This is a genomic window from Salmonella enterica subsp. enterica serovar Typhimurium str. LT2, from assembly GCF_000006945.2.
GTDB classification, from domain to species: Bacteria; Pseudomonadota; Gammaproteobacteria; order Enterobacterales; family Enterobacteriaceae; genus Salmonella; species Salmonella enterica.
The window spans coordinates 43,553-63,328 of record NC_003277.2; the positions used below are offsets into that span (position 1 = coordinate 43,553).

Sequence of the window (19,776 nt, forward strand, 5' to 3'; positions counted from 1 at the left end):
TGGTACTGCTGAACTATACCCTAATGTGCCTGGCTGACGCGCCCCTTGGGCTTGTCCAACCCTTCGCCTGCTCAGATGCAAGCTCTGAACAGACTCACGGTTTGCGCTGTGGGTTAACAAAATGATTGTGGATGTAGTGCCCTCTTCTCCATTTAATCTTCGGTGCCTCCTGTGAGAGCAAAATCAAAATATTATGATTTATTTCTTGCAACATGATTCTTTTTGTTCAAAATGACAAAAAACATCATGAGGTGATAAATGGAAAATATTGAGCAGTTACGGAAAGTCGCCACACGTGCAGGTAAACTTCTGACATCCTTGAGCGAAAGTATCCGCCAGCAAAAAGAGGAATTGAAGCTTACCGAGTTCTATCAGGAATACAGCAAAGCCGCCCTATATAAGCTGCCTAAGCTCAGCAAAGGGAGTGTTGAGTATGCTGTGGCCGAAATGGAAGCCAGTGGCTACATTTTTAAAAAGAAACCTTCTGGCAATACCATGAAGTACGCGATGACGATTCAGAACGTTATCGATCTGTATTTCCATCGTAAAGTGCCCAAGTACAGAGATCGCTTCGATAAAGCTTTCACTATATTTGTATGTAACCTTAAAGGTGGCGGTTCCAAGACAGTTTCTACCGCTTCATTATCCCATGCATTTCGGGCTCATCCTCAGCTTCTGTTCGAAGACCTGCGTATCCTGGCCATCGATTTCGATCCGCAGGCATCTCTGACAATGTTCCTGAGCCATGAGAATTCAGTGGGCCTGGTTGAAAATACGGCTGCTCAGGCCATGCTCCAGAACGTGTCTCGTGAAGAATTACTTTCCGATTTCATCGTGTCGTCAATTATCCCGGGCGTTGATGTTATTCCCGCTTCCATTGACGATGCATTCCTTGCTGAAGGCTGGAAGGGATTGTGTGAGGAACATCTGCCAGGGCAAAATATTCATGCAGTGCTTAAAGAGAACATTATCGACAAGCTCCGGTATGACTACGACTTTATCTTCCTTGATAGTGGTCCTCACCTCGATGCGTTCCTGAAAAACTGCATCGGAGCGGCAGACCTGATGTTGACTCCACTTCCTCCGGCAACGGTTGATTTTCATTCTTCCCTGAAGTTTGTAGCCAGCCTTCCTGCGCTTATTGATTCGATCGAACAGGATGGACACACCTGCAATCTCATCGGGAATGTAGGTTTTATGTCCAAAATCCTGAACAAGTCTGATCACAAAATTTGCCATAGTCAGGCCAAAGAAGTATTCGGTGCCGATATGCTCGACATGGTTCTGCCGAGGCTGGATGGCTTCGAGCGATGCGGGGAGACTTTTGACACAGTTATTTCCGCAAATCCAGCAACCTATGATGGAAGCACCGAGGCGCTTAAAAGCGCAAAATCAGCAGCGGAAGACTTTGCGAAGGCCGTATTTGATCGCATTGAGTTCATTCGTACTAATGGAGGTATGTGATGTCGAATGAGAGAAGAAAAACTATTGGCAGACAGTTAAATACCCAGGCGTCAATGGTTGAGATGACTGACACCCAAAGAAGTCAGGTATTTACCCTAAAAACCGGCAGGAAGATAACGTTCAGGTTTGTTCGGGTACCTGCATCGGACGTTGAAAGTAAGACATTCGTAAACCAGGAAACCAACGGAAGAGATCAACTTGCTCTGACCAGGGAGTCCCTGAAATCTATTATCCAGACGATTAAGTTTCAGCAGTTCTTCCCCTGTATTGGCATTCAGCAAGGTGAAAGGATTGAGATACTGGATGGTTCAAGACGGCGAGCCTCAGCGATTTATATCCGTACAGGCCTTGATGTAATGGTTACCAATGAACTTTTATCAGCTGATGAAGCTCGCCATCTGGCTAAAGATATCCAGACAGCTAAAGAGCATAACCTTCGGGAGATCGGCTTAAGATTGATGGCTCTGAAAGAGTCTGGATTCAATCAAAAGGAAATTGCTGAACTGGAGGGGTTATCCCAGGCTAAGGTCACCAGGGCACTGCAGGCGGCAGCAGTACCGCAAGAATTGATTTCTCTGTTCCCGGTTCAGTCTGAGCTGTCGTTTAGTGACTATAAAATTCTGTTAGAGGTTAATGAAAAACTCAGTGAAAAGGGTTTAACGTCTGAAGGGCTCATTCAGTCTGTCTCAGATCAGCATGATGCAATTTTGAGTGACTACGAGCGACCAGACGACGAACAGAAATCCAGTATACTGAAATTGATTTCTCAGGCCTCTCAGGCATTGATAGCTCCGCCTCCTAAGGAAAAGTCAGTAATTTCCGCACTCTGGACCTTTGAAGAAAAGGACAAGTTCGCGCGCAAGCGTGTGAAAGGGCGTACGCTAACTTATGAGTTTAGTCGTATGTCAAAAGTGGTTCAGGATGAACTGGACAAAGCTATCAACGAGGTCCTTGAGAGAAATTTGAGTCAATAATTTCGCCACGGCGATTTCACATCTAACTTATTGTAATTAAGTAATTTATATTGAGAATTTCAAGGTGAAATCGCCACAATTTCAAGTCAATTTCGCTGCAGGAATATCTGCCCAACGTGTCGTATAAGCTGGCGAAAGTAGTTCCCTTTTCATCTGCCACTCGGGGGCAATCCCCCGACCGGCGAACCATATTTTCCCCTTGCCCGGATGGTTAATCCCATCCAGGACTTGCATCAGCTGCTCGCTCCGTTCCCGCGGCTGTACTTCATCAAACAAATTAAGCTGCGATACCCCGGTTGGCGTGAAATCGTTCAGCATACAGCCTGCCTTTGCGTAACGGTGACCATCCACCCAGATCCTGTCCAGAGCTCTGACGGCAGCGGCAATGATGTCCCGTGTATCCTGCGTGGGGATGAGCAGTTTTTCACTGGCCAGATTACCGTAGTAGGGCTCAGTTACGGCGAACGGCGATGTTTTCACAAACACGGCAATATGCCTGCAGAACTGCCGTTCCCCACGCAGCTTTTCGGCGGCACGTTCAGCGTGCTGACAGACTGCCTGCCGCATCGCTTCATAAGTCGTGACTCGTTCTCCAAAGCTTCTGCTGCAGACTATCTGCTGTTTGGGGGGCGGTGCTTCCTCCAGGGAAATACAGCTTTCTCCATTGAGTTCCCGGACCGTTCTCTCCAGAACCACATTAAAGTTTTTCCTGATGAACGTTGGATTCGCGCGGGCCAGCTGCAGTGCTGTGGTGATCCCCATTGTGTTCAGCTTCTTTGAGATCCTGCGGCCCACACCCCAGATTTCCTCCACCGGTTGCAGTGACAGCAGTTTCTCCGTTCGTTTCTGATTGTGTAACGTCAGGGCAAGCACGCCTCCGAACTGTGACCATTCTTTCGATGCCCATTGCGCGCTTTTAGCCAGCGTTTTGGTCGGTCCCATTCCGACGCCGATGGTCAGCCCTGTGCCGGAACGAACGTGCTCACGCAGCTGTCGGCCGAAATCCTCGAAATCGATGCAACTGTCTATACCGCGAATATCCAGAAACATCTCGTCAATGGAGTACTGCTCAACGCGTGGCGCCAGCTCTTCCAGGTGAACCATGACCCTGTTCGACATTGATGCGTAGAGGGCGTAATTACTGGAGAACGCGATAACCGGCTCCGGAAATTTCGCCGACCTCAGTTGAAACCACGGCACCCCCATTTTTATGCCCAGTTTTTTTGCTTCAGCGCTGCGCGCGATTACACAACCATCGTTGTTACTCAGGACCACCACAGACCTGTCACGCAAATCGGGGCGAAAGACCTTTTCGCAACTGGCATAGAACGAGTTGACGTCAGCCAAAGCGAACATCAGTCTGTGCTCCGGGTTTTGTGTATAAAAGCCGTCACCACCCCGAAAATCTGCAGTTCTTCCGGATAAAGCGTGGGGTAGGCCGGATTAATCGGCAGCAGGGCGATACGGGGCTTCAACTGCAGGCGCTTAACGGTGAACTCGCCATCTGTTTCCGCGATGACAATATCCCCCTGCATGGGTTTCTCAGCTTTGTCGACAACCATTAAATCGCCGGAATGCAGACCCATTTCTTTCATCGAATCCCCGATAGCCCTGACGAAGAATGTTGCAGCCGGACGCCGTATACAGTAGGCATTCAGATCCAGTTCCTCCTCTGTGTAATCGGCGGCCGGCGACGGAAACCCCGCCGGGCAACGTTCGGTGAACAGCGGGGCAGTGGACTGTACCGGCTCCTGTTCGGGTGCTACAAGCAGTAACATGGCATACCTCTTAAAATGCCTGTTTTTATATACAGCATTATTTAAGATATTTTCTGTCCTGCAAGTGAAATTTTACTGTTTCCCCTCAGATAACTGTTCTGCCTGGAAAAACAGATGTCAGGTTATCCACAGAATCAGTTAATAACCCTGTGGAGGAGCAACGCAGAACTGTTGGTATGTCATCTGTCCTCCTCTGGTGTTTCCCTTCAGCTCCTGTTGTCACCCCGGCCATTCCTGCACACCTGATGCTGACTGCCACCCGCTGCCAGTGTGCCGCGTCCGGCCTGTCACGGGACGGGCGCTGGCGTCGTTGTGATTGTACTCCATACCCTCGCCAGTTTAAGGGCGCCCTTCAAGCCGCTTTCGCGGCATAAGCTCGCCGACGATGAGAATTGTCGGCTCGTTATTCCACGGTCGGCGTTGACCCGTTACCGGACGCGACGAACAGGCAGCGTGCGGCAGGGAACGGTATCGCGGTGATGCCTCCTGCCGGATGTTGAGGAAAATCTTATGTTCAGAGTGACCTGTATCGACCTGGAAAATGGCGAGTTTGCGCTTTATATCAACGGACATTATCTGTCCAGTGAAGACGGCAGCGGCGAGAAGCTGTACCTGGGGGATATTCTGGAACGTTTATCCCGTCTGCCTGGTGTGACCACGGAAACCGTGGAGCGACCAGTACCAGACAGTGATGAGTGGAGCTGGAACGATGTGGCAGACAGTGTTTTTCCGGCCTGTATCACGCTGTCCCGCAATATGACAGTCGCTGCGTTTAAACAGCGTCTTTCCCGGTTTCCTGATGATGCGCTGTGCTGCGGTACGTTCTGGCTGGCCAGTGATTTTCTGGCGCTGGACAGTTCGCTCACGGAAGACGATATCGATGCGGCGATGGAGCTGGCACAGCACTGCCATGATGCGAATGACGGGTTCAACTGGAGCCATCTGCAATGGGCAATCGATGAGGTGAAGCGCGGTGGATAATAATTCAAACATTAATGATACCTGGCTTGTTGGCCTGAGTGTCGACGTCAATGGCACTGAAATGATGGTGCATTACCTGGTTTCCGCGACTGACCTGGAGCATGCCGAAGCGGGTGTTCTGCAAATGGGGCGCACCTGGTGGCCATCGTTGAAACGCGAGGATGACCGGCATCGGTGGGAATATGAAACAGGCGTGGTCTGGTTTAACAGCATCATTCTGCTCGATGACGTGGAAAACAGTATCCTGCGTGGTCTGAAGTTCCTCGATGCGTGGACAGTGACCGGCTCAACGGATGCGCCGGTACTGCGCGATGAGTGGGGGAATGACTGGCGGGATATCACCCGCTGATAATCTGCCGGGCAGTACGTCTGCCTGGTACTTCCTGAATGAATAATGATGTCGCGCAGCTCCTCTTTTTTCGGCGCCAGCGCCGGCGGCGCGGGAGCAACGCTGCCTGTGGTCAGTATCCCGCGTCCGGCCGGGCACGGGACGGGCGATTTTTCTGCTCCTGCCGGGCGCTGTCGCTATTATGCGCCCGGCACTCGCCTTCTGATGAACGCCCTTCAAGCCGCTTTCGCGGCATAAACTCACCGACGGTGAGGACTGTCGGCTCGTTATTCCACGGTCGGCCTGACCCGTTACCGGACGCGGTGAACAGCCCACAGGCAGCGGGGAACGGGCGTCACAGGGACGCCCTCCCGGTGCCTCCTGTAACCGCGAGGAATCTCTATGTCCCGTTTAATCCTGGGGAACTGTGTCGATATTATGTCCGGCTTTCCGGAGCGCGCCGTCGATTTCATTCTGACCGACCCGCCTTACCTTGTCGGATTCCGTGACCGTTCCGGCCGCAGTATTGCCGGTGACAGAACCGACGAGTGGCTGCAACCCGCCTGTAACCAGATGTACCGCGTACTCAAAAAAGATGCGCTGCTGGTCAGTTTCTACGGCTGGAACCGCGTGGACCGTTTCATGGCGGCCTGGAAAAGTGCCGGTTTCAGCGTGGTCGGACACCTGGTATTCACCAAAAACTACTCGTCAAAATCCGCGTATGTCGGCTACCGCCATGAATGCGCTTACGTGCTGGCGAAAGGCCGTCCGGCCCTGCCACAGAACCCGCTGCCGGATGTCCTCGGCTGGAAGTATTCCGGCAATCGCCACCACCCGACGGAAAAGCCCGTTACCAGCCTGCAACCGCTGATTGAGTCTTTCACACACACGAACGCCATTGTTCTCGACCCGTTTGCCGGCTCCGCCTCCACCTGCGTTGCCGCGTTACAGGCGGGGCGCAGATATATCGGTATCGAGCTGATGGAGCAGTACCACAAAGCCGGGATTGAGCGCCTGACAGCCGTACAGCGCGCCATGCAACGCCCGGCCGCCAACGACGTCTTTTATCCGGAGGCCGCGTAATGAACTATTCCGGACACGAAAAACTCCGCGCAGAAGTGGCGGCGCTGGCCAACAGCATGTGCGACCTGCGCGCCACCCTGAAAGTGCTGGAAGAGCGTTATCACTGGCAGCGTCACGGACTTACTGAACGACTGGCCGGGCAGAGTCTGCGGCGTATCAACACCCTGCTGGATGAAGCGTACAACGAAAGCCTGATGCTCAATGAGTGTTTTAAAGACTGACAGATGACGAGACCACGGGCGGCGGTGCCGCCCCACTGAACCAACGGAGAAAATCATGATGTATGGCACACGTAAAGAACTGAACTCAAAGCTGAAACGCATGTTTGGCAACGACGAGCGTTTTGCCCTGCTGATCTGGACGAAGCAGGACGTTATGTCACTGACTCAGGCGATGACCGAAGTGGAGGCCGATGCGATTTTGCGTGAGATTGGCCGAAAAGGTATGGGCGAACATACCGGAGACGGTATTTCAGACAGCACGGTACAGGCGCTGTACGCCGGATTACGGACTGAAATCCCGACCGTCAGTGTTCCCGCCGACCTGCTGGCAAGGGTGACGAATATCGCCGGGCGGGCGCTGGATACGGAGGACGCTCAGGCCTGGCCTCTTGTATGTCAGGAGTACCCCGGCGTTGCCGACGCTCAGGTCGATATTGCGCGGCTCAGGCAACTGGCGCTGGCGGCGTAACGTACCACCCCGTACCGGGTGACGGGCGGGGTATCAATCACAACTGTATGAACACGAAGAGGAACAACACAATGAGAAACACGCTCAGTACGCTGATAGTGCGCCACGGAGATAATCTGTTACGCCGGTCCGGCTGGCCCGAAACCGTCGGCGTGACGCAGGTGGCCCCCGGTGTGGTGCCCGGCTGGCTGGCCGTCTGCGGTGTGCTCAGTGCTGCCGAAATCTTGGCACTGACGACGCATCTTTGTCAGCCCCTTAATTATGGACGGGCGCAACTGCTGACGGCCAGTGCGCAGCGGCTGGCGGGGACGCCAGTCCGGTTACATCTGTACCCGGTACAGGCATATCCGCACCCTGCCACGGTACGCGAATGCACTGAAATTCGCCTTCCGTATGCTCAGGAGTGGCTGACCACGGACGAATATGCCGACCTGCTGGCGTTCCTGAAAGCGTCCGCTGACCGGGTATGTGAAATTGTCCGCCAGGATACGAAGCGCATCGCGGCGGCGCTGGCACCGTCCGGCGAGTCCCGCCTGATGGAAAAACGCATCGGGAACTGGCGGTTACTGGCCGATGAATACGACCATGATAACTGGCTTGACGAAGAGGACGAGGACGGACTGGATAAGGTGCTGGACGCGGTACTGGTACGTAACGCCCGTTTCTGCCCGGTGCTGCTGACGCTGGTTAATGAGCCGGAGGAAGAAATCGAAGCCGCCGGCGTGATAACCGACTGTTTGCGCTTCCCGGGGGAACCGAACCGCCGCTGGCTTGACCGCCGCGTGCTCCGGGATGTGGTGAACGAAGCCCGGAGTTTCACAGGCAACATCCGTTAAATAAGCTGTGTGCGGTGAACGATAAGCTGTAAACGGTAACGAGAAAGAAAAGAGAAGGGGAGGTCTCCTTCTCTTTTTTCAGTTTTTCAGCCGGCGACTGCGACGATGCCGGGGACGACAGGCAAAACAGGCAAAAGGATGTCGCCTTTTCGGCTCCGCATTCACCCGGCTCAGGCCTGCCGGCCGTCGCCTTGTGGTTTTCCACTCTGACAGTCCTGTGTCGTGTGCGGGCTGTGCCGTGCATCCATCGTAGTCGGGCTGTCGTGGATACAAGGGTAAAGTGCACGCGGCGGTCACCCGGTCCTTCCTTCACGTCAGCCGCGATCTTCCGGTCGTTCGACCGTTCAGGTTTCACGGTCTCACCCTTCAGCTCCCGTCTTCCGTGCGCGTCAGGCTGCGGCTTCCCTTGCGCCCTTGCATCCACGATTGATCGCCCGACTGGTATGGATGCACGGCACCGCCCGGTGTCGCGGAATATGTGATTACGGAGGTTTTATGCAGTATTCAAATCAGCAACGTGCGCGTGTTATTAACGTTGAAGAATCCGACCGCCTGTCTTTCCTGCCGTACATGTTCGGCAACGATTTTATGCTGGCTGAATTACAGTTATATGCCCTGGCGAAAAAATGGATGCCTGAATACAACGGTGGTTTCTGGCATTTTATCCGTCTGCCGGAAGGCGGCGGATACATGATGCCCGACTGCGATCGGGTACACATGATCAACGGTGAAAACTGGTTTGATCGTACCGTCAGCGCCGACGCTGCCGGAATTATTCTGACTTCGCTCGCCATTAACCGCCGTTGCTGGACGCATCACGACTGCGGCAACGCTGCGCTCACTCGCCTGTATATGCTGCGTGATACCCAGCTCTGGAATCACATTACGTTTCACCCTGAATGCAACGCTATTTACGCCGCGCTCGACTGATTAACCGACGGGGCGGCGATGCCGCCCCGCTGTAACTGTCATTCATTGATTTAAGAGGAGTCTGTTATGTACGGAACCGTCAGCACCATCTGCTGCGACTTACTGAAAGTGTATGAGAATCACGAAAAAATCGCTGTCATCATCTGGTGTGAAGGCGATGTGCGGGAAATGGGGGCGGAGTTTAATCCGACCGCTGATGACATACAGGCCGTACTGCGCGCCATTGGCGAGTCGGACAGTGATGCGCTCTGGCGTGATGGTATTGGCCAGAATTTTGTTGAGGGTGTATTACGCGAGTTAGTCGCACTGCGCCCACCGCGCCAGATTGCTGTACCTGAAGATGTGCTGCGCACGCTTTTACCCCTGATGGAAGCCGGAATGAACCTTCCTCGTTACCAGACGCAGGACAGGGCTGCTGAAGAAGAAACCGCGCTGGATACGTTGCGATACCTGCTTTCCACAAATATCCCGGCGCATAACCTGACCGAAGGAAACTACTGACAGATATTAGTGCGCCGTGTACACCGGTGGTCACTTCCTCTTACAGGGCGGAAAAAGCAGTCAGGCATGATGGCAGGCGGGGAGGGCGCCTGTCAGCCCGCGCGAAAAAACCTGCAGGCTGGCGCCTGCGGGGGGAAGGACAGGGGCCGCGCTTCGCGCCGCTCCCTGCCCTTTTCCCCCTCTGCCTCTGATGGCGTACACTTACAGCCGGTTTCCATTTCTGTCGGAGGATGTGATGTCCGGACTGAATCTGGCGGCAACAACTAAAGAAGAGCAGGATAAAGTGGCCATTGACCTGGTTGCTTCAGGCGTGGTCTATAAAGAAAGGCTGGCGATGCCGGTGGTCGCTGAGCTTGTCGTCAGAGAACAGCCTGAGCATTTGAGAGAGTATTTCCGGGCGCGGCTGGAGTATTTGCGCAACTCCCGGACAAGAATGCCCCGGAATATGCCAGAAAAGAGGATGAGGTTAAAAAATAGCGCCATTCCTGATGCATTCTGCCTGTCGCTGGCCGGATTTTACGCATGCCGGGTGATGTTTTTTTCTGGCCGGGGTGTGTGATTTTCTTCCTGCCGGTGATAATACGCTGCCTGTTCCTGTTCCTGTTCCTGTTCCTGTTCCTGTTCCTGTTCCTGTTCCTGTTCCTGTTCATTCTGCTGCTGATATTCCCTGACAGATTTCGCTGACGCCGGGCGACTTCCCTGACGGGAACCGGGACTGTCATGCTGCGCACCGAGCCAGCTGCGCTGTCTCTGCCCGGCCCCTTCGGGGCAGCGGGTTTCCATCCCACTGTCGCAACGTCAACGGCAGGCTTGCTGCGACCGTTCCGGTCACGCCGCCCCTGGCGCGCCGTTTCCTGCGCTTTTCGCACCCCGGCGGTAAGGCTGCCGGGCTGTAAGGCGCAACGCCGTTTCGCGTGCCGCGTCCCGACGTTGCGGCGGGTTCCTGCTCATCTCCGCTTCTGGTGCCGTTACCCGTTTAAGTCCCTGTCGCCGGGGGCTGATACAGCCACAACCCGCCGCACTGGCTGTCCAAGGTGAAATGAACAGCCCACAAAACTTTTTGCCGTAAAAGGCCGGCAAAAACTTTTGCGTTCTGCCCCGGACAGGTGCGTCGGGCCGTGGCAGTGATGCCCCTTGCGGCGAAGGTTCTCAAACGGGTGATGGCAGTACCAGAGGGAACAGAACAGCAGGTCCCCGCAAAACGTCAAAACCGCGGCTCCCGAAACTCAACGGGTGATGGTTTTTAAAGTCAAAACAACGCATTAAGGAGATTTATCATGGCAGCACGTGGCGTAAACAAAGTTATTCTGGTCGGTCATATCGGGCAGGACCCGGAAGTACGTTACATGCCCAACGGGGGCGCGGTGGCAAATCTTACCCTCGCCACGTCAGAAACATGGCGTGTCAGGCAGGACGGGGAGATGCGCGAACACACCGAATGGCACCGTGTTGTCGTGTTTGGCAAGCTCGCTGAAATTGCCAGTGAATATCTGCGTAAAGGTGCTCAGGTCTACATCGAGGGCCAGTTACGCACCCGCAAATGGACCGATCAGTCCGGTCAGGACAAATACACCACCGAAGTGATCGTTAACGTGGGCGGCACCATGCAGATGCTCGGTCGCCACAACAGCCAGCCACAGCAGGAGCCTCAGACCCCACCTACGGCGGCAAAGGGAGAAGGCAAAGCGGTAAAAGGGGCGGGAAATGCAGCAAAAGGGAAAAACGCAGCAGCACCGCAGCAGCCGCCAGCGCAACCCGATCCGGCGTATGACTTCGACGATGATATTCCCTTTTGACTCGGTAAATTTTCACTGATGCCCCGTCTGACGGGGCTTATCCAGGAGAACACGATGACAGACAACATCATGAGCCCACTGAAATCCCTGCCTGATGGCACGTTCACCCACGAACAGGCCGAAGCGGTGGCAGCACAGTATCAGAATGTCGCCATTGAAGACGATCAGGGGACGCACCTTCGCTTGGTTGTGCGTAAGGACGGCGAAATGGTCTGGCGGGGCTGGAATTTTGAACCGGGCGGCGAGTACTGGCTCAACCGCTGTATCGAAAGCCACGGTATCCGTAAAACGCAGTAAGCCGTAAGAGGTGCCGGACGGGAACACGTCCGGCAGACAATTATTAATATCATGAAGGAGTATCAATAATGTCAGTTACCAATTCTAATGCAAAATCCGCAGTAAAAACCAGCCGTAAGGCGAAAAACGCCGCCAGTGCCAGTAACACCGTATTGTCGGCGGTGCTGGCGCAGACCGAAGAACAACACGTACCGCTGTCCGCACTGGTCAAATCCCCGCAGAACGTGCGTATCGTGCCGTATTCCACAGAGAGCGTCCGCGAACTGGCGGACTCTATTAAAGGGATTGGACTGCTCCAGAATCTGGTTGTTCACGCCCTCCCTGACGGCCTGTACGGTGTTGCCGCTGGCGGTCGCCGTCTGGCGGCGATGAATCTGTTGGCCACTGAGAACACGATCCACCCGGACTGGCCTGTCCGCGTGAAGGTTGTGCCGGATAATCTGGCGACCGCCGCTTCACTGACCGAGAACGGGCAGCATCTGGAAATGCACCCTGCCGAACAAATTGCGGGATTCCGCGCGATGGCAGCGGAAGGCAAAACTCCTGCACAGACTGGCGATCTGCTGGGCTATTCGCCCCGTCACGTACAGCGGATGCTGAAACTCGCGGGGCTGGCTCCGGTTATCCTGGAAGCGCTGGCTGCGGACAAAATCACCACGGAGCACTGTCAGGCGCTGGCGCTGGAGGACAATCCCGACCGTCAGGTGCAGGTGTACGAGGCGGCGTGTCGAGAGGGCTGGAACAATAAACCGGAAGTGCGCGTGATCCGTAATTTGATCACCGACAGTCAGGTTTCCACCCTCAACAACAGCAAATATACGTTTGTCGGTGAAAAAGCTTTCTCCGGCGATGAAATCCGCGCAGACCTGTTCAGCGACGAACAGGGCGGTTTTGTGGACAAACTGGCGCTGGATACGGCCCTGCTGGAAAAACTTCAGTGGGTGGCGGAGTGCCTGAAAGAGGCCGAGGGCTGGGCATGGTGCGCGGGACGGATGGAGCCTGTCAGCCGCTATGGTGAGGATACCGAAGTGTACCGTATTCAGGATGAGCCTGACGCGGTTTACACGGAGCAGGAACAGCAGCGCCTGGACGAGTTGCAGGAACTGTACGACGAAAACCAGACCGCCAGCGATGAAACCGACACGATGGAGTCAGAGATAGAGGCCATCGAATGCGCGGCACAACTCCGGGCATGGACGCTGGAAATGCGCGCACAGTCCGGCGTGGTGGTGTCATGGCGTCACGGTGAAATCTGTGTCCAGCGCGGGGTGAGCCTGCGTGAGCAGTCTGAAACGGAAGATGAACCCGATCAGGTTCCGGTATATGAGCGCCAGCCGGAGCCTGTGGACGAAATCAGTGTTCCCCTGCTGACCAGAATGTGTGCAGAACGGACATTGTCGGTCCAGGCGGCACTGATGCAGCAGCCGGAAAAATCCCTGGCGCTTCTGGCATGGACGCTGTGTCTGAACGTGTTCAGCAGCGGCGCGTATAACCGACCCGCTCAAATCAGCCTGAACTGTAAGCATTACTCCCTGACAAAGGATGCGCCGCCCGGCGAGAGCGGTGTTGCGTTTGTGACGCTGTCGCAGGAGGGAAAACGTCTTGAAACGTTGCTACCGGAGGGCTGGACACAGGACTTCACCACCTTTTTCACCCTCAGCGCCAAAGACCTTACCGCCCTGCTCAGTTTCTGCACCGCATGCAGTCTTGACGGTATGCAGATGCGCGGCGCCGGAGGCACCACCCGCAGTCCGCTCGATAAGCTGGAAATCGCGCTCGCTTTCCATCTGCGCGACTGGTGGCAACCGACGAAGGCCGATTTCTTCACTGGCCTTAAAAAACCGCAAATCATCGCCGCGCTGAATGAGGCCGGACTGACAGGCGCGGCGCGGGATGCGGAGAAGATGAAGAAGGGTGATGCGGCTGAACTGGCAGAGGACAAAATGCGTGACAACCGTTGGGTGCCTGTCTGGATGCGCGCCCCTGATGCAGAAAACGACGTATCTGATACCGAAAACGGCAGTGCTGATGCAGACAGCCACCACACCCTGCCCGATGCAGCCTGATAACGGAGGCCGCCCTTCGGGGGCGGCAGCAAGGAGAAAATGATGCGTAACATTATTACCCCCGCTGTATTGAGTACAATGATCCCCCAGGAATTCGAAGACTGGCGCGACGGCGGCGAAGACCTGCGCCGTGAACTGACCCACGCCGCGATGCGTGACCTGACATGTCCCGCAGGCTGGGACATGAACGGCGAATATCGCAGTGAGTTTGGTGGTTTTTTCCCGGTGCAGATCCGTTTCACGCCATCCCGCGGCAATTTCAGCCTGGCGGTATGCAGTCCCGGGGATATCAGCCCGTCCTGGATGGTGGTCTTTATTCCGGTCAGCGGTCGCCCGTTCTCTGTTATCCGCACGCTGCCAGCCTGGTCGCCGGAGGTTATCACGCATACACTCAGCCTGGTGGCTCACCTTGATGCCGATGGTTACAGTCAGGCCAGCATCATCAGCGTTCTGGCGATGGAGGGCGCAGCATGATCCACTCTTCACACGCCCTGGTTACCCTGAAGCCAGCCCGTCAGGCGGCATTACAGGCCATTCTGACGGTGGAAGAATCCCGCCGCCGTGGAGCACGTCTGCCCGCCCTGCCACATGCGCGTACTTTTTTGCGCGTGCTGAGCGGCAGCAGCCGGATTAACACGACAGTGGCACAGCGTATTCCCGGTCTGAACTGGGAGCCGAAGAACCGGCTGACCAGCCTGAAACAGGTGGAAGAGGCGCTGGATCGCCTCATCTCCAGTCACGGGGAGTATTGCCCGCTACCACTCTCCGTGGATGTGCAGGCCGAACTGTTCCCGGAGGTGATACACGCGCGCACAGATCGCCGGATGCAGCGTGAGAAAATCGCCTTTAACCGCAAAATGCGCCGGGAGGAAAAAGCGCTGGAACATGCCTGGCTGCTGCGCCAGAACCTGCTGGGGCAGGCCATGACGGAGCTTAACTTTCAGTCGCCGGAAACCGTCAATGCCTGGTATACGCGCTGGGCTGACGAGTTTGACGCGCGGGAGCTGGCGCAGGGGTTCTGGCAGTGGCGGACGCGGTTTACCTCGCTGACGTCGCTGGACTGGCTGCGCGACAGTGATGAGCCGCTGTACAACGTGATGTATGAAATCTGGTTCATCGTCCGGGAAAACCCGGTATATGTGCGCGAGGCCGAACGTTGGCAGGTACCCAACAAGCTGACGAACCGGAGGCCCGGGCGACTTCCCTGATAAAGCCCGTCTGGAAACGCAGACCGCCCGGCTGATGGATCAGCTGGAGGTACAAATCCGGCTCATCCCGGTGGCAACGCCGCCATTGCAGCAAAAAGTGGATGAAATAGCACATATGCTTCACCTGATGGCGCAGTTTGCCGGAACTGAACTCAGGAAGTGACCCGGATGGCGGGGAATATCCCCGCCCCGTTATCGAAAGGAGATATCATGCGTAACTTTGAATCTACTGAAAGATGGTGGAAAAAATGAAAAGCCAGCTGGTAGCCGCTGCTGATCGTGCGGCCATGAGTGTCGCGTATGGTCAGGAAGCCGCAGATCATTACGGTATTCAGTATGGTTTTATCCGGTCTGTACGTGACTGGATCACCGGCTTCACCGAGGGGATTAAAGGGGAGCGTTGTTGAATAACACCCGCTTTTGTTACTTGAGTGTTAACGGAAATGGCGGTGTCTCCGGTCACTGCTTTTTCTTCAGAATTTTTTCATTAATTATATAAGGAATACGTTATGAGACTCGCTTCCCGTTTTGGTAGACAGAATTCCATTCGTCGTGAGAGTCCTTTGGCTGACGCTGAATTAATGCAGACTGTGCCTTCAGTTTTTTCCGGAGACAAACATGAATCCCGGAGCGAACGTTATACTTATATTCCAACCATTAATATCATCAACAGGTTACGTGAGGAAGGTTTTCAGTCGTTCTTTGCCTGCCAGAGTCGTGTACGTGATTTAAGTCGCCGGGAATACAGTAAACATATGCTGCGTTTTCGTCGTGAATGACAGATTAATGGGAAAGAGGTTCCGGAAATTATTTTGCTCAATTCTCATGACGGTTCGTCAAGTTATCAGATGGTTCCCGGGCTGTTCAGATTTATCTGTACAAATGGACTGGTATGCGGATCATTTTGGTGAAATACGTGTGCCACACAAGGGAGATATTGTTGGGCAGGTGATTGAGGGGGATTATGAGGTTATGGGGATCTTCGATAAAGCCACCGAAAATATGGAGTCAATGAAGTCAGTGATACTTAATCAGGATGAGCAATATCTGTTTGGTAAAGCGGCACTGACTGTCAGATATGAGGACGAAAATAAAATCCCTGTTTCTCCTGAATAAATAATTACTCCACGTCGTCGGGAAGATAAACAAAATGACCTGTGGACAACATATCAGCGTGTACAGAAGAATATGATGAAGAGTGGGTTACCCGGCAGGAATGCCCCGGAAAAAACACCCGGATCAGGGCAGTTACCGGTATTAATGGTGATATCCGGTTAAACAAGGCGCTGTGGATGATTGCTGAACAGTTTCGTGAATGTAAGTCATAATAACATAAGTAAAGCCCCGAAAATTTTTCGGGGCTTTACTTATGTTATTCTTCCCGGACATTGTCAGATTGTCTGTAACATCCCATTTTAATCAACAGACTTCATCGTTTTCTGTCATTTATGTGCCAGCGATAAAAACGGATCTGACAGGGTGGAAGAAGATATGATAACGGGTTCCCGTTTCGCGGGATTCCGGGCAGTCAGTATTACATTTCTGTGTTTATTCCATTCTGCTATGCGGCATAAAAAATATATGGGTTTCGGTTGATAATATTATCCCTTCTTCTGCTTGCCGGATACAAAAAGGGGATCATCGGGCGGGAGTCTGCCTGGTTTTACTTTGTTTTATCGCGATCCAGATTCGGTGTACATCAGTCGCATAGTCCAGACGACGTGCATCCTGAAGGGGAGTCTTTTTAAATCCGGCGTTGTACGCTCCGACTGCTGTCCAGGATACCCCCCACTTTCTGAATGCGATTGCCAGATAATAAGCTCCGGTGTAAATATTCAGGCAGGGATCGGAGACAAGTTGTTCCGGTTTTATTCCATAACGAGCCAGTTCGTTAAAGTGCTGAGAGTCAACCTGCATTAACCCCGAGCCATATCCCGTAACCGGATTAATACCGACGGCATTAGCCCGGTTACGGGATTCCTTCCATGAAATCGCCCGCAGTAAATCCGGATCTATTTTATAGTCTCTCCCGGCCAGATCAAAACAGTCAGCGGCATGGACTACCGTGCTCATTAATACCAGGAGGACAGACAGGAGCCATTTATACATTAATTTGCCTCTTGCGTAGTCATCCGGTAATAACTTAACCCACTCCAACTCCATACTCAACAAATTTGCCGTCCTCACCACCAAAAGCACCACACCCCACGCAAAATTAAAATTTTTCTGATTTGTTTTTAGTAACAGTGAGTTATGTTCATAATAATGTAATTTAATTTATTTTAATGTATTAAATAGCGGTGCAGGCACGTCGCCGGCACCGCTATGACGACGCTATACAGGGGTAGTACTGACTATTTTTATAAAAAACATTGCATTATATCAGGGGCGCTGCTAGCGTCGCTGTGCCTGTTTTTAAGTAACACCCCTGGGGGCGCTGCCAGGGGTGTTACCCCTTACAGAGTGCTCCTGAATCCGGAGTTTATAATGTTCTTATTCGTTGCGGAAAAAAGGTGATAGTGAATGGCTAAAGTCAATGTATATATAAGTAATGAGGTACACAATAAAATAACTGCTATTGTGGAAAAACGACGCCAGGAAGGGGCGAGAGATAAAGATATCAGTTTTTCTGGTACATCTTCGATGTTGCTGGAATTAGGGCTTCGTGTCTATGAGGCACAAATGGAGCGTAAGGAGTCGCCATTTAATCAGACAGAATTCAATAAAGTATTACTTGAAAATGTACTTAAAACACAGTCATCCGTAGCCAAAATTTTAGGTATAGGATCTCTCAGCCCTCATGTCGCCGGAAATCCAAAATTTGAATATGCAAATATGGTTGAAGATATCAAAGAAAAAGTATCTTCAGAGATGGAAAGATTTTTCCATGAAAATGAAGAATAATAGCGGGATTAAATCCTGATTTAGTTTAAATAAAAGTATGTTGATCTATAAAAATATAGTGACAAATTAAGGCTGAAAACAATATAGTGTCTTTGTAGTTAACGCTACGTTAAAAAAACAAGTTAAATCGCCGATACAGGGAGCTGTCACTCCCTGCATCGACTGTCCATAGAATCCTTTGAGGAGGTTCCTATGTGTCCGACGGATCGTAGAGAAAGAACACTCGCCAGTCAATCTGTAAATAAATACATTCTGAGTATTCAGGATATCTATAAAAACTCACCAGTCCCTGTTTGCGTCCGTAATCAAAGTCGGAAAATCATTTACGCAAATGGAGCCTTTATTGAACTCTTCTCTAAAGAGGATCAGCCTCTTTCGGGAGATAGTTATAATCGTTATGGGGTTGAAGTTTTTCTGTCATCCCTGGAACTTGAATGTCAGTCGCTTGGACATGGAGCTGCTTTTTGCCGGCGTTTTAATTTTCATGGGGAAATTTATCAGATAAGAATGGAGAATATTTCATTCGATAATAATGAGATAATTGTGTTGTGGCAGATAAATTTATTTCCAGATCATCCATTTTTTTCTCCTGACACAAAAACTAAAAATTTGTCTCTCTCAGGAACTGAATCATTCTGGAACGAACTGTCCCCCGGAACTTTGCTTGTTTTTTCTTTTTATACATTAGGAGTTAGTCACGCAAATATAGCTAAAGAATTAGGTATTACTATCAGAGCATCAGAAGACAGAATCAAACCTGTTAAGCGTAAAATTAAAAGGAATTATGAATCTTTCGATTCATTCAGAATATCATGTATTTCTAAAGGTAAAATAATATCATTGATAGACATTATTCGTGAATTTTATTGTGTTAAGTGAATGTTAATTAAGGCGCGCCATTTTTGGCGTGTTTTTTTTTGCCGTTTTCCGTGTAATCATAAGTTTATTAGTCGTGTAAGCAGAGGTGAATTTGTGAGGAGGAGAAACGCAAGAGAGGGGATAAGTCGAACTGTCTCAGTGTATCTCGATGAAGATACGAATAACCGTCTTATCAGGGCTAAAGATCGGAGTGGAAGAAGTAAAACAATAGAAGTTCAGATTCGTCTGAGGGATCATCTGAAACGATATCCGGATTTCTATAATGAAGAAATTTTCAGGGAGGTAATTGAAGAAACAGAGTCCACATTTAAAGAGATTTAACTTTCATATTCATAGTTGATATTACTCAAAAGAGGAACCATATGAGCGCTATTTTAAGTGTTCAGGGTGCTTCTGCGCCCGTTAAAAAGAAATCGTTTCTGTCTACGTTCACACGTCTGAACCTGCTGAAACTTGCCCGCGCAGTGATCCCGGCGGCAGTACTGATATTCTTTTTCCCGCAACTGGCAATGGCTGCCGGCGGTTCGCAGGACCTGATGGCCAGCGGTAACGGTACGGTCAAGGCGACATTTGGTAAGGATTCCAGCGCCGTCAAGTGGGTTATTCTCGCGGAAGTGCTGGTCGGTGCCGTGATGTACATGATGACCAAGAACGTCAAATTCCTGGCGGGTTTTGCCATCATCTCGGTCTTTATTGCCGTTGGTATGGCTGTCGTCGGCCTCTGACAGGAAATAAGACCATGTCGGGAGACGAGAATAAACTCAGGAAATATCGTTTCCCGGAAACACTGACCAACCAGAGCCGCTGGTTTGGCCTGCCGGTGGATGAATTAATTCCTGCTGCTGTCTGTATTGGCTGGGGATTAATGACATCAAAACAACTTTTCGGCATCAGCGCTGCGGTTCTGGTTTATTTCGGGATAAGAAAACTGAAAAAAGGGCGGGGAAGCTCCTGGCTGCGTGACCTGATTTACTGGTATATGCCGACAGCCCTGCTTCGCGGTATTTTTCATAACGTTCCCGATTCGTGTTTCCGGCAGTGGATTAAGTAATCATTATTCC

General features: G+C 52.2%; 23 protein-coding genes, 1 other RNA gene and 3 other genes. 22 read left to right on the forward strand and 5 right to left on the reverse strand.

The annotated features are described in order from the left end of the window. Window positions 1–258: 258 nt before the first annotated feature. The gene (gene parA / locus PSLT052; RefSeq protein ID NP_490542.1) at window positions 259–1,464 is read left to right on the forward strand and encodes a plasmid partition protein A; all 1,206 of its coding nucleotides are present in this window, start codon (window positions 259–261) and stop codon (window positions 1,462–1,464) included. Continuing rightward, window positions 1,461–2,438 carry a plasmid partition protein B gene (gene parB / locus PSLT053; RefSeq protein NP_490543.1) on the forward strand — a complete coding sequence of 326 codons (978 nt, stop codon included), beginning with the start codon at window positions 1,461–1,463 and terminating at the stop codon, window positions 2,436–2,438. The genes parA and parB overlap by 4 nt, the downstream gene beginning before the upstream one ends. An 81-nt stretch (window positions 2,439–2,519) precedes the next feature. On the opposite strand, the gene samB is transcribed toward parB, so the two are convergent. Further along, the gene (gene samB / locus PSLT054; RefSeq protein ID NP_490544.1) at window positions 2,520–3,794 is read right to left on the reverse strand and encodes a mutagenesis by UV and mutagens; related to umuDC operon; all 1,275 of its coding nucleotides are present in this window, start codon (window positions 3,792–3,794) and stop codon (window positions 2,520–2,522) included. Beyond that, a complete protein-coding gene (gene samA / locus PSLT055) occupies window positions 3,794–4,216 on the reverse strand; it encodes a mutagenesis by UV and mutagens; related to umuDC operon (protein NP_490545.1) in 423 nt (140 codons plus the stop codon). The genes samB and samA overlap by 1 nt, the downstream gene beginning before the upstream one ends. Window positions 4,217–4,726: 510 nt before the next feature. Here samA and PSLT056 point away from each other — a divergent pair. Both PSLT056 and PSLT057 read left to right on the forward strand, forming a co-directional pair. After that, a complete protein-coding gene (locus PSLT056; RefSeq protein ID NP_490546.1) occupies window positions 4,727–5,197 on the forward strand; it encodes a putative cytoplasmic protein in 471 nt (156 codons plus the stop codon). After that, a complete protein-coding gene (locus PSLT057) occupies window positions 5,190–5,546 on the forward strand; it encodes a putative cytoplasmic protein (RefSeq protein ID NP_490547.1) in 357 nt (118 codons plus the stop codon). The genes PSLT056 and PSLT057 overlap by 8 nt, the downstream gene beginning before the upstream one ends. Before the next feature lie 349 nt (window positions 5,547–5,895). Here PSLT057 and PSLT058 read toward each other — a convergent pair. Further along, window positions 5,896–6,308, reverse strand: an annotated gene (locus PSLT058). Between PSLT058 and PSLT059 the strand changes: the two genes are divergently transcribed. The 13 genes from PSLT059 (at window position 5,928) to PSLT071 (ending at window position 16,260) form a co-directional block, all read left to right on the forward strand. Then, window positions 5,928–6,608 carry a putative adenine-specific DNA methylase gene (locus PSLT059; RefSeq protein ID NP_490548.1) on the forward strand — a complete coding sequence of 227 codons (681 nt, stop codon included), beginning with the start codon at window positions 5,928–5,930 and terminating at the stop codon, window positions 6,606–6,608. The genes PSLT058 and PSLT059 overlap by 381 nt on opposite strands. Then, on the forward strand, window positions 6,608–6,829 hold the full coding sequence (locus PSLT060) for a putative cytoplasmic protein (protein NP_490549.1): 222 nt from the start codon (window positions 6,608–6,610) through the stop codon (window positions 6,827–6,829). Before PSLT059 ends, PSLT060 begins: the two co-directional genes overlap by 1 nt. Before the next feature lie 540 nt (window positions 6,830–7,369). Further along, entirely contained in the window at window positions 7,370–8,134 is a 765-nt protein-coding gene (locus PSLT061; protein ID NP_490550.1) for a putative inner membrane protein, read from the forward strand. Window positions 8,135–8,629: 495 nt separating this feature from the next. Beyond that, window positions 8,630–9,064 (forward strand): putative cytoplasmic protein, encoded by a 435-nt coding sequence (locus tag PSLT062; protein NP_490551.1) that lies wholly within the window; start codon window positions 8,630–8,632, stop codon window positions 9,062–9,064. A 66-nt stretch (window positions 9,065–9,130) separates the two neighbouring features. Then, a complete protein-coding gene (locus tag PSLT063; protein NP_490552.1) occupies window positions 9,131–9,565 on the forward strand; it encodes a putative cytoplasmic protein in 435 nt (144 codons plus the stop codon). A gap of 235 nt (window positions 9,566–9,800) precedes the next feature. After that, on the forward strand, window positions 9,801–10,124 hold the full coding sequence (locus tag PSLT064) for a putative inner membrane protein (protein ID NP_490553.1): 324 nt from the start codon (window positions 9,801–9,803) through the stop codon (window positions 10,122–10,124). Window positions 10,125–10,353: 229 nt separating this feature from the next. Beyond that, window positions 10,354–10,634, forward strand: an annotated gene (locus tag PSLT065). Between the two features lie 208 nt (window positions 10,635–10,842). After that, entirely contained in the window at window positions 10,843–11,361 is a 519-nt protein-coding gene (gene ssbB / locus PSLT066; protein NP_490554.1) for a single-strand binding protein, read from the forward strand. 54 nt (window positions 11,362–11,415) lie between these two features. After that, entirely contained in the window at window positions 11,416–11,658 is a 243-nt protein-coding gene (locus PSLT067; protein ID NP_490555.1) for a putative cytoplasmic protein, read from the forward strand. Between the two features lie 68 nt (window positions 11,659–11,726). Then, entirely contained in the window at window positions 11,727–13,724 is a 1,998-nt protein-coding gene (locus PSLT068) for a putative ParB-like nuclease domain (RefSeq protein NP_490556.1), read from the forward strand. Between the two features lie 39 nt (window positions 13,725–13,763). After that, window positions 13,764–14,198 carry a Plasmid SOS inhibition gene (gene psiB / locus PSLT069; protein ID NP_490557.1) on the forward strand — a complete coding sequence of 145 codons (435 nt, stop codon included), beginning with the start codon at window positions 13,764–13,766 and terminating at the stop codon, window positions 14,196–14,198. After that, window positions 14,195–14,932 (forward strand): Plasmid SOS inhibition, encoded by a 738-nt coding sequence (gene psiA / locus PSLT070; RefSeq protein ID NP_490558.1) that lies wholly within the window; start codon window positions 14,195–14,197, stop codon window positions 14,930–14,932. Before psiB ends, psiA begins: the two co-directional genes overlap by 4 nt. 509 nt (window positions 14,933–15,441) lie before the next feature. Beyond that, window positions 15,442–16,260, forward strand: an annotated gene (locus tag PSLT071). 310 nt (window positions 16,261–16,570) lie between these two features. Here the strand turns inward: PSLT071 and finP (PSLT072) are convergent. After that, window positions 16,571–17,041, reverse strand: a complete 471-nt coding sequence (gene finP / locus PSLT072) for a putative transglycosylase (RefSeq protein ID NP_490559.1) — start codon at window positions 17,039–17,041, stop codon at window positions 16,571–16,573. Between the two features lie 414 nt (window positions 17,042–17,455). On the opposite strand from finP (PSLT072), the gene traM reads away from it, so the two are divergent. Further along, entirely contained in the window at window positions 17,456–17,836 is a 381-nt protein-coding gene (gene traM / locus PSLT073) for a conjugative transfer: mating signal (RefSeq protein NP_490560.1), read from the forward strand. Window positions 17,837–17,902: 66 nt separating this feature from the next. Here traM and finP (PSLT074) read toward each other — a convergent pair. Beyond that, window positions 17,903–18,070, reverse strand: an RNA gene (gene finP, locus PSLT074) — antisense RNA determining region. Between finP (PSLT074) and traJ the strand changes: the two genes are divergently transcribed. Genes traJ through traL form a run of 4 tightly spaced genes read left to right on the forward strand, consistent with a single transcriptional unit; the run spans window position 18,029 to window position 19,766 of the window. Continuing rightward, window positions 18,029–18,715, forward strand: coding sequence for a conjugative transfer: regulation (gene traJ, locus PSLT075; RefSeq protein ID NP_490561.1), 687 nt, complete (start codon window positions 18,029–18,031; stop codon window positions 18,713–18,715). The genes finP (PSLT074) and traJ overlap by 42 nt on opposite strands. Further along, the gene (gene traY / locus PSLT076) at window positions 18,716–19,036 is read left to right on the forward strand and encodes a conjugative transfer: oriT nicking (RefSeq protein NP_490562.1); all 321 of its coding nucleotides are present in this window, start codon (window positions 18,716–18,718) and stop codon (window positions 19,034–19,036) included. It abuts the gene before it with no gap. A gap of 41 nt (window positions 19,037–19,077) precedes the next feature. Beyond that, window positions 19,078–19,440: a conjugative transfer: fimbrial subunit gene (gene traA, locus PSLT077; RefSeq protein ID NP_490563.1), complete on the forward strand. Its 363-nt coding sequence runs from the start codon at window positions 19,078–19,080 to the stop codon at window positions 19,438–19,440. Window positions 19,441–19,454: 14 nt separating this feature from the next. Then, window positions 19,455–19,766 (forward strand): conjugative transfer: assembly, encoded by a 312-nt coding sequence (gene traL / locus PSLT078; RefSeq protein ID NP_490564.1) that lies wholly within the window; start codon window positions 19,455–19,457, stop codon window positions 19,764–19,766. The last annotated feature ends 10 nt before the right edge of the window (window positions 19,767–19,776 follow it).